Source organism: Pseudomonas sp. B424 (assembly GCF_055408345.1).
This window is the reverse complement of sequence record NZ_JBUZTL010000002.1, coordinates 247,855-261,960: the sequence shown is the minus strand read 5'-3', so window position 1 is coordinate 261,960 and position 14,106 is coordinate 247,855. Positions and strand designations below refer to the sequence as shown.

At 60.0% G+C, this 14,106-nt stretch carries 12 protein-coding genes; 10 read left to right on the top strand and 2 right to left on the bottom strand.

The genetic code is table 11. The features are described from left to right. Nucleotides 1-336 precede the first annotated feature (336 nt). On the top strand, nt 337-2,424 hold the full coding sequence (locus ACZRMS_RS03555) for a TonB-dependent receptor family protein (RefSeq protein ID WP_463994154.1): 2,088 nt from the start codon (nt 337-339) through the stop codon (nt 2,422-2,424). Here the strand turns inward: ACZRMS_RS03555 and ACZRMS_RS03550 are convergent. Continuing rightward, the gene (locus ACZRMS_RS03550) at nt 2,421-3,506 is read right to left on the bottom strand and encodes an AI-2E family transporter (RefSeq protein ID WP_463994153.1); all 1,086 of its coding nucleotides are present in this window, start codon (nt 3,504-3,506) and stop codon (nt 2,421-2,423) included. The genes ACZRMS_RS03555 and ACZRMS_RS03550 overlap by 4 nt on opposite strands. A 214-nt stretch (nt 3,507-3,720) precedes the next feature. Between ACZRMS_RS03550 and ACZRMS_RS03545 the strand changes: the two genes are divergently transcribed. From ACZRMS_RS03545 to trhP, 9 genes are all read left to right on the top strand, one after another. Continuing rightward, the gene (locus ACZRMS_RS03545; protein ID WP_463994335.1) at nt 3,721-4,950 is read left to right on the top strand and encodes an OprD family porin; all 1,230 of its coding nucleotides are present in this window, start codon (nt 3,721-3,723) and stop codon (nt 4,948-4,950) included. Between the two features lie 247 nt (nt 4,951-5,197). Next, nucleotides 5,198-6,025, top strand: a complete 828-nt coding sequence (locus tag ACZRMS_RS03540; protein ID WP_463994152.1) for an NAD-dependent epimerase/dehydratase family protein — start codon at nt 5,198-5,200, stop codon at nt 6,023-6,025. Nucleotides 6,026-6,070: 45 nt separating this feature from the next. Next, nucleotides 6,071-6,958, top strand: a complete 888-nt coding sequence (locus tag ACZRMS_RS03535) for a glucurono-1,5-lactonase (RefSeq protein ID WP_463994151.1) — start codon at nt 6,071-6,073, stop codon at nt 6,956-6,958. 63 nt (nt 6,959-7,021) lie between these two features. Next, the gene (locus ACZRMS_RS03530) at nt 7,022-8,005 is read left to right on the top strand and encodes a TRAP transporter substrate-binding protein (RefSeq protein ID WP_463994150.1); all 984 of its coding nucleotides are present in this window, start codon (nt 7,022-7,024) and stop codon (nt 8,003-8,005) included. A gap of 61 nt (nt 8,006-8,066) precedes the next feature. Next, nucleotides 8,067-8,594 (top strand): TRAP transporter small permease, encoded by a 528-nt coding sequence (locus ACZRMS_RS03525; RefSeq protein WP_463994149.1) that lies wholly within the window; start codon nt 8,067-8,069, stop codon nt 8,592-8,594. Next, on the top strand, nt 8,595-9,875 hold the full coding sequence (locus ACZRMS_RS03520; protein ID WP_463994148.1) for a TRAP transporter large permease: 1,281 nt from the start codon (nt 8,595-8,597) through the stop codon (nt 9,873-9,875). 146 nt (nt 9,876-10,021) lie between these two features. Then, a complete protein-coding gene (locus tag ACZRMS_RS03515) occupies nt 10,022-10,936 on the top strand; it encodes an EamA family transporter (RefSeq protein ID WP_463994147.1) in 915 nt (304 codons plus the stop codon). Between the two features lie 27 nt (nt 10,937-10,963). Next, nucleotides 10,964-11,830 carry an aldose 1-epimerase gene (locus ACZRMS_RS03510; protein ID WP_463994146.1) on the top strand — a complete coding sequence of 289 codons (867 nt, stop codon included), beginning with the start codon at nt 10,964-10,966 and terminating at the stop codon, nt 11,828-11,830. Nucleotides 11,831-11,895: 65 nt separating this feature from the next. Beyond that, the gene (trhP, locus tag ACZRMS_RS03505) at nt 11,896-13,236 is read left to right on the top strand and encodes a prephenate-dependent tRNA uridine(34) hydroxylase TrhP (RefSeq protein ID WP_463994145.1); all 1,341 of its coding nucleotides are present in this window, start codon (nt 11,896-11,898) and stop codon (nt 13,234-13,236) included. 106 nt (nt 13,237-13,342) lie between these two features. Here trhP and ACZRMS_RS03500 read toward each other — a convergent pair whose 3' ends face one another. After that, nucleotides 13,343-14,071, bottom strand: a complete 729-nt coding sequence (locus ACZRMS_RS03500; protein ID WP_463994144.1) for a dienelactone hydrolase family protein — start codon at nt 14,069-14,071, stop codon at nt 13,343-13,345. Between the last annotated feature and the right edge of the window lie 35 nt (nt 14,072-14,106).

Below are 14,106 nucleotides of genomic sequence, written 5' to 3'. Positions count from 1 at the left end.
TAAGAAAACCCGGCAGACCCGAAGATCTCCCACGTACAGCTGCCATAAAACATTACGAGCAAAATACACGCTCAACCGTATATAGCAATTATGTACTTATTTAAAGTTAGTCCAGATCGCCAAACCCGGTCGCCTTAGCGGCGAGCACCGACTATAGGCCCCTCACAGCGACCCCGGCAATTGTCAAACCTGTGCGAAAAATCCCGAAAAAATGTGAGCTTGCAGCATCGCGAGCAAGCCCGCTCCCACAGGATTTTTGATACCCGCACGTTGCGAGTCATTCTTGCCTTGTATAGGCTGGCGCGCCGCCCGCCCATCGTCCTGGAATCCCCGTTAATGCGATCCGTGTTCTCCTCGCTTTTACCCTTGGCACTGCTCAGTGCCACCCCCGCCTACGGCAGTGCCCTGGAACTGGGTGAGGTGCAGGTACGCAGCGAAGAAAGCAGCGAACTGGAAGCAGCTCAGAGCGCGCTCAATGAAATACCCGGCGCCAGCAACCTGATCGATATGAACCGCGTCGAAAACGGCCGCACTGCCAGCAATGCCGATATTCTGGCCTACCAGCCGGGAATCTACGCGCAATCGGCGGGCAATGACGGAGCCAAGGTCTCGGTGCGCGGCTCGGGCATTAATCGCGCCCCCAGCGCCCACGGTTCAGGCCTGTATGTGATGTTCGACGGCTTGCCCTTAACGGGCCCCGGCGGCACCCCATACGAGCTGTTCGAACCCTTGTGGCTGAGCCGCGCCGAAGTACTGCGCGGTGCCAACGGTTTCGAAACCGGCTCACTGGCCCTGGGCGGGTCAATCAACTACGTCACCCACACCGGCTACGATGCGGCGCCGCTGCAAGTGCGCTATGAAGCAGGCAGTTACGGCTATCAAAAACGCCAGATCAGCTCCGGCCAGGTGCTTGGGGATCTTGATTACTACGTGGCGTTGACCGACTCCGACACCGATGGCTATCAGGATCACTCCCGCGGCAGTAGCCAGGGCATCGCCGCCAACGTCGGCTATCGCTTCAGCCCGCAACTGGAAACCCGCTTCTACCTGCGCTATCGCGAAACCGATAACCAACTGGCCGGGCGCGTGACCAAAGAACAGATCAAGCATCACCCTCGCGCAGCCAACCCGGCCTATGTCAGCGGCGACTACAGCCGCCCGCAGCCCGGCAGTACCTGGCTGGGCAACAAAACCACCATGTACCTGGATGACGATTCGCAGCTGGAAGTGGGCCTGGTCTACCACGACTACCCGATGGACCTGCGCGAAGGCCCCAACCGCCTGAAGGTGGCTTACACCGATGTCAGCGGTACGCTGAACTACAAACGCCGCGACACCCTGTTCGGCCTTGAAAGCAAAACCACCGTGGGGCTGCGCACTACCAAGCATCTGCCCAATAGTGGCGCCTCGGAATTTATCCGCATTTCGACTAAATACCCGGCCGGCACCAAGACCCGTGATTTCAGTTACCAAGGTTCGGACAGCGTGCTGCACGCCAGCAACGATCTGGAGCTGATCCCCGACCTGTGGCTGACCACCGGCATGGCCCTGATCTATACCCGCCGCGAAAGCGATGTGAGCTACCCCGAGAGCGGCGGCAAGGTCAGTCAGCATGATTGGGACTACGCGCCCCGTGTCGGCCTGCGCTATGAGTTCAACCCGAACCTGCAGGTGTACGGCAACCTGAGCCGTTCGGTTGAGCCGCCGCACCCTTGGTCGATGATCTGGAGTTCGCCGTACCGTTTCCCGGACACAAGCGGTCCTTCTGCTGGGCGTCAAAGCACGCCGATAGCCATGCAAAACCAGACGGCCACCACGCTTGAACTGGGCACACGTGGCGAGTCTTGGGTAGGGAAATGGGATCTGGCCTGGTATTACTCGGCCGTGCGCCATGAATTGCTGACGGTTGAAATTGAAGCGCCCATTGTCGGCGAATACAACGCCAGCCCGACCGTACACCAGGGTTTCGAAGCTGGCCTGAACAGCCTGCTGTGGCAGCGCGATGCAATCGGTAAAGTATCCTTGCGTCAGGCCTACACCTTCAGCGACTTCCATTACCGCAACGACCCACGTTTTGGCGACAACAAGCTGCCGGGCATCCCGCAACATTACTACCAGGCAGAGGTCCGTTACGAACATCCCCAGGGCTTCTACGCCGGGGTCAACACTCAGGTGGCCTCACGCATGGCGGTAGATTACGCCAACTCGTATTACGCCTCGTCCTACATGCTGTTCGCTGCAACCCTGGGCTACAACTCCCCCAAGCAGGACTGGCAAACCTGGCTCGACCTGCGCAACCTCACGGGCGAACGCTACGCTGCCACCATTACCCCCGGTTACGACGACAAAGGGCTGGATGCCGCACGCTCCACACCCGGCGAAGGCATGGGCGCCTACGTCGGGGTGTCATACAGCTTTCGTTAATCGTTTGGTGTGATGTCGGCGGGCAGGCGCATTTTTTTGCGCCGGGTGCCGCTGAACAGCCCCCAGCTGGACAGGAACATGGCGGCGATCAGCGGGCCGATCACAAAGCCGTTAAGACCGAAAATCGCCATGCCGCCCAGGGTCGAGATCAGAATCAGGAAGTCCGGCATTTTCGTGTCCTTGCCCACCATGAGCGGGCGCAGCACGTTGTCCACCATGCCGATCACAAACACCCCGTACAACGCCAGCACCACCCCTTCCCAAACCATGCCCGTGATCAGGAAGTAAACCGCCACCGGCGCCCAGACGATACCGGCACCCACCGCTGGTAACAGCGACAGGAACATCATCAACACCGCCCAGAACAGCGCGCTATGGATGCCCAGCAACCAGAAGATCAGCCCGCCCAGAGCGCCCTGGGTGACCGCCACTGCCAGGTTGCCCTTGACGGAAGCCCTGACCACACGACGCAGGGTGATTTGCAGCAGACGCTTGTGCTCCTCGGCCATCGGCACCGCATTGCGGATCATGCGCACCATCGCCTGACCGTCCCGGATAAAGAAGTACAGCAGGTAGAGCATGATGCAAAAGCTCACCACCAGCTCAAAGGTGCTCTGCCCAAAGCTGAACACCTGGGTAGCGAAGAACTGGCTGCCCTCCAGTGCACCTTTGGCAATTTTATCGCTCAGCCCGTCGATACTGCTCAACCCGAAGCGATCCATCCAGTCCTGCAAATGCGCCGGCAGGATGTTTTCAAACTGCATGACGTAACTGGCGACGTTGATCTTGCCGCTCTGCACGTCGCTGTAAAGCATCGCCACCTCTTGCACCAGCAAGGCGGTGGTCAGGATCACCGGCAAAATCGCAATCAGCGTGCACACCCCCAGGGTGGTAAACGTAGCCAGATTGCGCCGCCCCTTGAACTTGAACACCAGCTTGCGCTGCAAAGGTGCAAACAGTATTCCCAGCGCTACGGCCCAAAAAATCGCGCCGTAAAACGGCAGCAAAATCCAGACAAAGGCAATCGTGACCGCGGCCAGCAACAAGAGCAGGGTTTTACGTTGGAGACTGGTTTCGTTCATGTGCCATCCATGTCAGTAAGGCGCTAGTGCCTGCGGTGGTCGCAGTGTAGCCGCTGGCATTGACAACTCTCCATACACTCTGTAAATAATCCGCCCCTGTTGTACGACAACAGATAACAAAAATAATAATATTCAAGGAGCTCTACGGATGATCACACCTACCTGCGCCCCCTCCCTTCTTGCACGTTCCAAAAACGCTCAAAGCACTCGATCCATGGTTCTGCTCGGGCTCGGCAGCATGGGGCTGGCCTTGCCTTTAACGGGCATGGCCGAAGGCTTTGTGGATGACACCAAAGCGACGCTGACCTTGCGCAACGCCTATATCAACCGCAACTACACCAACCCCGACTACCCGCAAAGCAAAGCCGAAGAATGGACACAAAACTTCATTCTCGACGTCAAGTCCGGCTTCACTCAAGGTACCGTCGGTTTCGGGGTGGACGTGCTGGGCCTCTACTCTCAGAAGCTCGACGGCGGCAAAGGTACGGCCGGCACACAGCTGCTGCCAACCCATAGCGATGGCGAACCGGCCGATAACTTTGGCCGCCTGGGGGTTGCCGCCAAGGCCAAGCTTTCCAACACCGAACTGAAGATCGGCGAATGGATGCCGGTACTGCCGATCTTGCGCTCGGACGATGGTCGCTCCCTGCCGCAGACCTTTCGTGGCGGCCAGATCACCTCCAGGGAAATTGCCGGCCTGAACCTCTACGGCGGTCAGTTCCGCGCCAACAGCCCGCGTAACGATGCGAGCATGGAAGACATGTCGCTCAACGGCAAAGGCGCCTTCACCTCCGACCGTTTCAACTTTGCCGGCGGTGACTACAGCTTCAACGAAAAACGCACGCAAGTCGGTGTGTGGTACGCCCAGCTGGAAGACATCTACCAGCAACAATTCCTTAACGTTCTGCACAGCCAGCCGATTGGCGATGTGACCCTGGGCGCGAACCTGGGTTATTTCTGGGGCAAGGAAGACGGCAATAAACTGGCCGGCGATCTGGACAACAAAACCGCCTACGCCCTGCTTTCGGCCAAATACAAAGGCAACACCCTGTATGTCGGCCTGCAGAAAATCAGCGGCGACGATGGCTGGCTCCGCGTCAACGGCACCAGCGGCGGGACACTGGCCAACGACAGCTACAACTCCAGCTACGACAACGCCAAGGAACGCTCCTGGCAAGTGCGCCACGACCTCGATTTCGCAGTGCTTGGCGTACCCGGCCTGACCATGATGAACCGTTATATCAGCGGCGATAACATCCACACCGCCAGCACCACTGACGGCAAGGAGTGGGGTCGCGAATCGGAACTGGCCTACACCGTACAGGCCGGTACGTTCAAGGACCTGAACCTGCGGTGGCGCAACGCAAGCATCCGTCGCGACTACAGCGCCCACGAGTTCGACGAAAACCGCATCTTCATCAGCTACCCGTTGTCATTGTTGTAAGCGTCACCCCTCAAACGGTGGGAGCGAGCCTGCTCGCGATGGCATCACTGCGACTTGCCTGACAAACCGCGGCGCCAGCATCGCGAGCAGGCTCGCTCCCACAACAGTCAGACTGTTATTCACCCCAACAGATTTGCGGCGGTTGCCAGTACGGATTTGGCATTGACAAGCGCTGCAATGGCTGTGAATAATTCGACCCAAGTCATACGACAACAGATGACAATAACAAGAAAGACAGGGATCTTTGATGACAACCACTCACACTGTCCAAACCCCCTTCAATCGCCTTCTTCTCACCGGCGCGGCTGGCGGTCTGGGGAAGGTACTGCGCGAAAGACTCAAGCCCTGCGCCAGGGTTTTGCGCCTCTCCGATATTGCCCAAATGGCACCGGCTGCCGGCAGCCATGAAGAAGTATTCCTGTGCGATCTGTCCGATAAACAGGCTGTTCACCAGCTGGTGGAAGGCGTAGACGCCATTTTGCACTTTGGCGGGGTCTCGGTAGAGCGCCCCTTCGAAGAAATCCTGGGCCCTAATATCAACGGCACTTTCCATATTTACGAAGCTGCACGCCGCCATGGCGTCAAGCGCGTGATCTTCGCCAGCTCCAACCACGTGATCGGGTTCTACAAGCAGGACCAGACCCTGGATGCCCGTTCCCCGCGGCGCCCGGACGGCTACTACGGGCTGTCCAAGTCCTATGGCGAAGACATGGCCTCGTTCTACTTCGATCGCTACGGTATCGAAACCGTCAGCATCCGCATCGGCTCTTCGTTCCCCGAGCCGCAAAACCGCCGGATGATGAGCACCTGGCTGAGCTTTGACGACCTTGCGCAACTGATCGAACGCTCGCTGTACACCCCCGATGTCGGCCACACCGTGGTCTATGGCGCCTCAAACAATCTGAATGTGTGGTGGGACAACCGTTATGCCGCGCACCTGGGCTTTGAGCCCAAGGACAGCTCAGAAGTATTCCGAAGCAAAATCGAGGCCCAGCCAATGCCAGCGGCCAATGACCCGAGCATGATTTACCAGGGCGGCGCTTTCGTTGCTGCCGGCCCGTTTGGCGACGAGTAAATACGCGCGCCCCACAAGAACAAGATCAACAGAGGTCAAGGCGTCATGACTGCTGAACTGATTCTCGATGCACGTAACGCCACGGGCGAAAGCCCGGTCTGGAGCACCTCCGAGCAGGCACTTTACTGGGTGGATATCCCGGCAAAACGCTTGCATCGCTGGAGCCCCGCCGATGGCAAAAACCAGAGCTGGCAAGCCTCGCAAATGCTCGCGTGCATTGCTCAGACAGGCAATGGCAGCTGGATCGCCGCGATGGAGAACGGCCTGTTCGCTATCACGCCCCACGCCGATGGCAGCCTCGACAGTCGCCTGCTGGCCAGCGTGACGCACGCCCTGCCAGGGATGCGTTTTAACGATGGCCGCTGCGACCGTCAGGGGCGCTTCTGGGCGGGCACCATGGTGATGAACATGGCCGCAGGGGCACCGGCGGGCGCGATGTATCGCTACAACGCGGGCCAGGAAGAGCCGCTCAAGGCGCAACTTGAAGGGCTGATTGTGCCCAACGGCCTGGCGTTCAGCCCGGACGGCAAAACCATGTACCTCTCGGATTCACACCCCGATGTGCAAAAGATCTGGGCTTTTGACTACGACACCGACACAGGCACCCCCCATGACCGCCGCCTGTTCGTGGACATGACCGGGCATGCGGGTCGCCCCGATGGCGCCGCCGTCGATGCCGATGGCTGCTACTGGATTTGCGGCAATGATGCCGGCCGGATCCATCGTTTCACGCCCGAGGGCAAGCTGGACCGATCACTGAGCGTACCGGTGAAAAAACCCGCGATGTGCGCCTTCGGTGGCGCAAATCTGGACACCCTGTTCGTGACCTCGATTCGCCCGGCGGGTGATCTCGACGACCAACCGCTGGCCGGGGGCGTATTCGCCCTCAGGCCCGGGGTCAAGGGGCTGCCGGAGCCCATGTTGAACAACTGACTGCCTTGCCGACACTGCTGATCCCACACCTTGATATAAAAAAAACAATATTTGGAGTGACCCATGGATTTCAAACGCACCCTGCTTGTCGCTGCACTCCCGCTGGTTTTCTGCCTCTCGGGCATGGCCCAGGCCGAAATCAAAATCAAATTTGCCGAAGTTCACCCCACCGGATATCCCCCGGTAGTCGCTGAGCAGGAAATGGGCAAGAAGCTCCAGGCCCAGAGCAACGGCGATATCTCCTTCAAAATGTTTGCCGGTGGTGTGCTGGGTTCCGAGAAAGAAGTGGTCGAACAGCTCCAGTCCGGCGCCGTGCAGATGACCCGCGTCAGCCTCGGCATCCTCGGGCCGGTCGTACCGGAAACCAATGCCTTCAACCTGCCGTTTGTGTTCCGCGACCAGGCCCACATGCGCAAGATCATCGACGGTGAAATCGGCCAGGAGATGCTGGATAAAATCACCAACTCCGACTTCAACATGGTCGCGCTGGCGTGGATGGATGGCGGCACCCGCAACCTGTACACCAAAAAACCCGTGCGCGAAATCGCCGACCTCAAGGGCATGAAGATCCGCGTGCAAGGCAACCCGGTGTTTATCGACACCATCAACGATATGGGCGGTAACGGCATTGCCATGGCCACCGGCGAGATCTTCAGTGCCCTGCAGACCGGCGTGATCGACGGCGCCGAAAACAACCCGCCGACCTTCCTTGAGCACAACCACTACCAGAACGCCAAGTACTTCACCTGGACCGATCACTTGATCCTGCCGGAGCCCATCGTGATCGCCAAAACCACATGGACCAAACTCAGCCCGGATCAGCAGGCCCTGGTGCAAAAGCTGGCCCGTGAAGCACAGATGGAAGAGCGGGTGATCTGGGATAAAAAATCCGCAGAGAGCGAAACCAAACTTAAAGCTTCCGGTGTGGAGTTCATCACCCTTACCCCGGACCAGAAAAAAGCTTTCTACGATGCCACCCAGCCGGTTCGCGACAAGTACGGTGCCAACTACAAAGACCTGATCTCGCGCATTGAAGCAGTCCAATAAGCCAGTCCGATAACGCCGCGGTGGCGGGCACCAGCCCGACTGCCGCGCAGTGGTGAGCACCATGAAAAATACCGTACTGCGCTTCAACGACTTGCTGTACAGGGCCTGTATCGGGATCGCCGGTTTATCGGTGCTGACCATGACCCTGATCATTCCCTGGGGCATTTTTGCCCGGTACGTGCTGGGCAGCGGCTCCAGCTGGCCCGAGCCCACGGCCATCTTGCTGATGGTGGTGTTTACCTTCTTTGGCGCCGCTGCCAGTTACCGCGCCGGTGCCCACATGGCCGTGGCGATGGCCGTGGAGCGCATGCCAATGCACATACGCCCCAAGGTCGCGGTGGTGGTGCAAATCCTGATGGCAATCGTGTGTCTGTTCATGGTCGTCAAGGGCTTCAAACTCTGTGCGACCACCTGGAATCAATACCTCGGCGAAATGCCCAGCTTGCGCGTGGGCATTTCCTATCTGCCGATCCCCCTCGGCGGCATCGTTACGCTGATCTTCGTCCTGGAGAAACTCTTCCTGGGTGACCAAAGCCACCGCCGCGCCGTGCGGTTCGACATCGTTGAAGCCAGCGAAGAGGCCGTATAAATGGACGCAATCGTACTGTTGGGCAGCTTTATCGCCTTGATCCTTATCGGCATGCCGGTCGCCTATGCGCTGGGCCTGTCGGCATTGATCGGTGCCTGGTGGATCGAGATCCCGTTCGACGCCCTGATGATTCAGGTCGCCGGCGGCGTCAACAAATTCTCCCTGCTGGCGATCCCGTTCTTCGTGCTGGCAGGTGCGATCATGGCCGAGGGCGGCATGTCGCGCAGGCTGGTGGCCTTCGCCGGGGTGCTGGTGGGCTTTGTCCGCGGCGGCCTGTCGCTGGTTAACATTGTGGCCTCGACCTTCTTCGGCGCGATCTCCGGCTCTTCCGTGGCCGACACGGCGTCGGTGGGCTCAGTGCTGATTCCGGAAATGGAACGCGCCGGCTACCCCCGTGACTTCTCTACGGCGGTCACGGTCAGCGGTTCGGTACAGGCCTTGCTCACACCACCGAGCCACAACTCGGTGCTGTACTCGCTGGCGGCTGGCGGCACGGTGTCGATCGCGTCGCTGTTTATTGCCGGGATCATGCCGGGGCTGTTGCTCAGCGCGGTGATGATGGGCCTGTGCATGATCTTTGCGCGCAAGCGCAACTACCCCAAGGGTGAAGTGATCCCGCTGCGCCAGGCGCTGAAAATCGCCGGTGACGCCATGTGGGGCCTGATGGCCATGGTCATCATCCTCGGCGGCATCCTGTCGGGCATTTTCACCGCCACCGAGTCGGCCGCCATCGCCGTGCTCTGGTCGTTCTTCGTCACCATGTTTATCTACCGCGACTACAAATGGCGCGACCTGCCCAAGCTGATGCACCGGGCGGTACGTACCATTTCCATCGTGATGATCCTGATCGGTTTCGCCGCCAGCTTCGGTTACATCCTGACGCTGATGGAAATCCCGATGAAGATCACCACGGCGTTCCTGACGCTGTCGGACAACCGCTACGTGATCCTGATGTGCATCAACGTCATGTTGCTGCTGCTGGGCACCGTGATGGACATGGCTCCGCTGATTCTGATCCTGACACCGATCCTGCTGCCCGTGATCATCGGTATCGGTGTCGACCCGGTGCACTTCGGCATGATCATGCTGGTCAACCTGGGGATCGGCCTGATTACACCGCCGGTGGGTGCAGTGCTGTTCGTGGGCGCGGCCGTGGGCAAGGTGTCCATCGAAAGCACCGTCAAGGCACTGCTGCCGTTCTACGTGGCGCTGTTCATGGTGCTGATGCTGGTGACCTACGTTCCGGCCATCTCGCTGTGGCTGCCAAGCCTGGTGCTGTAAACCAAACCCTCCTGTGGGAGCGGGCTTGCTCGCGATGCAGACGCCGCGGTGTAGCTGATACACCGCAGCGATCCCAACGCGAGCAAGCCCGCTCCCACAATGCTTATCCAAGAGGCTTTATTTCCAGCCAAGGAGGCTGGTTACTTATGTCTGCTCCTGCTTTGTTTCCCCGCCATATCGCCGTGTTGATTCTGGTGCTGCTGGCCTGCGCATTCGCGGGCAACCATATCGCCGCCCGCATTGCCTTCGACCACGACACAGGCCTGTTACTGGCCATTCTGTGTCGCGCCGGCGTGACCTTGCTGGTGTTGACCAGCCTGGTGCTGTGGCAGCGCGAACGCCCCCGCTTGACCCCTGCCAACTGGCGCTGGCAATTACTGCTGGGGCTACTGATCGCGGCACAAAGCTTCTTTATTTATTCGGCCGTGGCGAGGATTCCCGTGGCACTGGCGCTGTTGATTGCCAACGTGGCGCCGATCCTGCTGGTGCTGCTGACCTGGGCCCTGGGCGGTGCGGCGCCAACACGGCGCGCGGCGCTGCTCATGGGGCTGATCATGTGCGGCCTGATATTTGCCCTGGACGTGCCCGAGCGCCTGTCCAACCAAGACAGTACCGAAGCGCAGTGGCTCGAAGGCATTCTCTTCGGCTTTGCCGCCGCCTCGGTGTTCGCCTGTGCGCTGTGGATCACCGATCACAAGCTGTCGAGCGTACGCGGCACGGTGCGCAGTATGCTGACCATGCTGATAGTGTTTTGCGCAGCCGCCCTGGCCGGAGTAAGCGGTGTGTTGCCGGGCGGCGTGTCACTTCCAGGGTCATCCACCGGCTGGACAGCTCTGGCCTGCCTGGTGGCGCTGTATGGCCTGGGGTTCTGCCTGCTGTTTATCTGCATGACGCGGCTGAACATGGCCCGCAACGCACCGGTGATGAACGTCGAGCCCGTGGCAAGCCTGCTGTTTGGCTGGCTGATCCTGGACCAGTTGCTCAGCAGCGGACAAATTATCGGCGGCCTGATCGTGGTCGCAGGTATTGTGATGCTCACCTGGCGCCGTGCCGCCGATTGACCTGTCATTCCTTAACGGTAGAGCCCCATGCCCCCTGAGATATTGACCCTCGAAGACGGCGTGACCCGTCTGACCCTGGCACCGCAAGTGGGTGGCAGCATCCTGGACTGGAGCATCATCGCCAGTGGCCAGCCCCTGCTGCGCCCAAGTGCCGACGGCGCCTTAAGCACCCACTCGGCCAATGCACTGGCCTGTTATCCGCTGGTGCCCTGGTCGAACCGCATAGGCAACGGCGGCTTCGACGGCCCCGGCCACTGGTTCGCCCTGCAACCCAACAACCCTCCCGGCCCCCTGCCCATTCACGGCAGCGCCTGGCAACAAGCCTGGAGCGTGACCGAGCACAGCCCGCGCCATGCCTGCCTGCAACTCGACAGCACCAGCCCTTTTGCGTACCGCGCCCGGTTGCGCTACACCCTGAGCGACGGTCAACTGCGCATAGACCTGAGCGTCACCCATCAGGACGAACGCGCCGCCTGGCACGGGCTGGGGCTGCATCCGTATCTGCCGCGCACCGCCAACACCCGGCTGCAGGCAAAGGCCGATCAGGTCTGGCTGTGCGATGCCCGGGGCCTGCCCACGGAGCTTGCCCCGCTGCCCGCCGAGTGGGACTTCAACACCGGCAACGCCTTGCCACCTGCCCGGCTCGACAACTGCTTTACCGAATGGGATGGCAGCGCGCTGATCAGCCAGCCGGACCTGGGCTATACCCTCGAATGCCAGGCGACGGGAAGCCCGTACTGCCTGGTGTATTGCCCGCCCGGGGAGGATTATTTCTGCTTCGAGCCCGTCAGCCACCCGGTCAATGCCCATCACCTGCCCGGCCATCCGGGCCTGCAACTGTTACATCAGGGGCAGTCGACGAGCATGAGTGTCAGCTTCAAGCTCAACCCATAGACCCAGGTCAATAGTCCCGCATCAAGGCTCGACTACCATCGCGCCTTTTTGCGAATGGCCAGACTATGCTCCTTGCACCACCTGAACTCCTCGCCCCTGCCGGCACCCTGAAAAACATGCGTTACGCCTTTGCCTATGGCGCCGACGCGGTTTATGCAGGGCAGCCGCGCTACAGCTTGCGAGTGCGCAATAACGAATTCGACCATGCCAACCTGGCCATTGGCATCGCCGAGGCCCAGGCCCAGGGCAAGCGCTTCTACGTGGTAGTCAACATTGCCCCGCACAACGCCAAGCTGCGGACCTTCCTAAAGGACCTGGAGCCGGTCATTTCCATGGGCCCGGATGCGCTGATCATGTCTGACCCGGGGCTGATCATGCTGGTGCGCAAAAACTTCCCCCACGTACCGATTCACTTGTCGGTACAGGCCAATACGGTGAACTGGGCCAGTGTCGAGTTCTGGCGTCAGCAGGGGTTGAGCCGGATCATCCTGTCCCGCGAGCTGTCGCTGGAAGAGATCGAAGAGATTCGCCAGCAAGTCCCGGACATGGAGCTGGAGATTTTCGTCCATGGCGCGTTGTGCATGGCCTACTCCGGGCGGTGCCTGTTGTCCGGCTACATGAACAAGCGCGACGCCAATCAGGGCAGCTGCACCAATGCCTGCCGCTGGAAGTACGACACCAAACCGGCTACCGAAAACGAACTGGGCAATATCGTCAATGTGGTCGAGCCGACCCTGGGCGTGGGCGCTCCCACCGACGAAGTGTTCGTGCTGCACGAATCCCGGCGCCCGGACCAGCCAATGACCGCGTTCGAAGACGAGCACGGCACTTACATCATGAACTCCAAAGACCTGCGCGCTGTGCAACACGTGGCACGGCTGACCGAGATGGGCGTGCATTCGCTGAAAATCGAAGGTCGGACCAAGTCGCACTTCTACTGCGCGCGGGCCACACAGGTGTATCGCAAGGCGATTGATGATGCGGTGGCCGGCCGTGAATTTGACCGCAGCCTGATGACCGATCTGGAGTCATTGGCCCAGCGCGGCTATACCGAGGGCTTTTTGCGCCGTCACGTGCACGATGAATATCAAAACTACCTGCAGGGCAGTTCGTTATCGCACCGCCAGCAGTTTGTCGGAGAGTTGACCGGTGAGCGGCGCAATGGCCTGGCCGAGGTCAAGGTCAAAAACCGCTTTGCCCTGGGCGACCATCTGGAGCTGATGACCCCCCACGGCAACTACCACTTCGACCTGGACCAGCTGCACAACAGTGCAGGCTTGCCGACCCAGGTCGCACCGGGTGACGGCCATACGGTGTACCTGCCGATTCCGGAACAGGTGAATTTGAAGTATGCGTTGCTGATGCGGGATTTGACGGTGAGCGAAGTGATGGAGCGCTCGGCGTGAGCGCTGTGGGAGAGGGCTTGCTCGCGATAGCATCGCCCGGTTTTGTCTGACGACCGAGCCGTCAGCATCGCGAGCAAGCCCGCTCCCACAGACTGGGTGATTGCGATTAATCGCGGAACACTTCATCCAGCAGGTTGTGCATGGCGGTAAAGGCACGGTGCGCAGTTTTGGCGTTGTACATCATCTTGCCCGGCACGTTGGCGTGGGGGTCGGTGAAGGAATGCACTGCACCGCCGTAACTGGTCAACTGCCAGTCCACGCCCGCCGCATTCATCTCCTCTTCAAACGCCGGCAACTGCTCCTTGCCCACCAAAGGGTCCGAAGCGCCGTGCAGCACCAGCACTGAACCGGTGATGCTTTTTGCGTCTACCGGGTTAGGGGTGTCAAGCGTGCCATGGAAGGACACTGCGGCCTTGAGCGGCGCACCGCCACGGGCCAGCTCCAGCGAGCAGCAGCCGCCAAAGCAGAAACCAAAGGTCGCCAGCTTGCTGCTGTCGACCACCGCCAGGCCCTGGTTTTTCAGCACGTCATACGCGGCCCACATCCGCTTGCGCAGCAAGGCACGATCATTCTTGAGCGGCATCATCGCAGCGCCCGCCTCGTCCCCATTGGCCGGGCGTACGGCCTGGCCGTAGAGGTCAGCAATCAACACCACATAGCCTTGCTCGGCCACAGACTTGGCAATCTCCTCGGCGCCTGCGCTGATGCCCATCCAGTTAGGTGCCATCAACAGACCCGGCAATGGATCTTCACGGCTCGGGTCAAATGCGAGGCGGCCTTCATAGGGTTGGCCGTCGATTTGATAGGCCACAGAACTGACCGTAATTGATTTCATTAAAAACTCCTGAACTCAAAACAAAAAAAACCCGC

What these genes read in the sequence shown, in the direction of transcription:
- ACZRMS_RS03535 (WP_463994151.1), top strand. Translation starts at nt 6,071, where the DNA reads ATGACTGCTGAACTGATTCTCGATGCACGTAACGCCACGGGCGAAAGC.
- ACZRMS_RS03525 (WP_463994149.1), top strand. Translation starts at nt 8,067, where the DNA reads ATGAAAAATACCGTACTGCGCTTCAACGACTTGCTGTACAGGGCCTGT.
- ACZRMS_RS03550 (WP_463994153.1), bottom strand. Translation starts at nt 3,506, where the DNA reads ATGAACGAAACCAGTCTCCAACGTAAAACCCTGCTCTTGTTGCTGGCC.
- ACZRMS_RS03520 (WP_463994148.1), top strand. Translation starts at nt 8,595, where the DNA reads ATGGACGCAATCGTACTGTTGGGCAGCTTTATCGCCTTGATCCTTATC.
- ACZRMS_RS03540 (WP_463994152.1), top strand. Translation starts at nt 5,198, where the DNA reads ATGACAACCACTCACACTGTCCAAACCCCCTTCAATCGCCTTCTTCTC.
- ACZRMS_RS03515 (WP_463994147.1), top strand. Translation starts at nt 10,022, where the DNA reads ATGTCTGCTCCTGCTTTGTTTCCCCGCCATATCGCCGTGTTGATTCTG.
- ACZRMS_RS03555 (WP_463994154.1), top strand. Translation starts at nt 337, where the DNA reads ATGCGATCCGTGTTCTCCTCGCTTTTACCCTTGGCACTGCTCAGTGCC.
- ACZRMS_RS03530 (WP_463994150.1), top strand. Translation starts at nt 7,022, where the DNA reads ATGGATTTCAAACGCACCCTGCTTGTCGCTGCACTCCCGCTGGTTTTC.
- ACZRMS_RS03545 (WP_463994335.1), top strand. Translation starts at nt 3,721, where the DNA reads ATGGTTCTGCTCGGGCTCGGCAGCATGGGGCTGGCCTTGCCTTTAACG.
- ACZRMS_RS03500 (WP_463994144.1), bottom strand. Translation starts at nt 14,071, where the DNA reads ATGAAATCAATTACGGTCAGTTCTGTGGCCTATCAAATCGACGGCCAA.
- trhP (WP_463994145.1), top strand. Translation starts at nt 11,896, where the DNA reads ATGCTCCTTGCACCACCTGAACTCCTCGCCCCTGCCGGCACCCTGAAA.
- ACZRMS_RS03510 (WP_463994146.1), top strand. Translation starts at nt 10,964, where the DNA reads ATGCCCCCTGAGATATTGACCCTCGAAGACGGCGTGACCCGTCTGACC.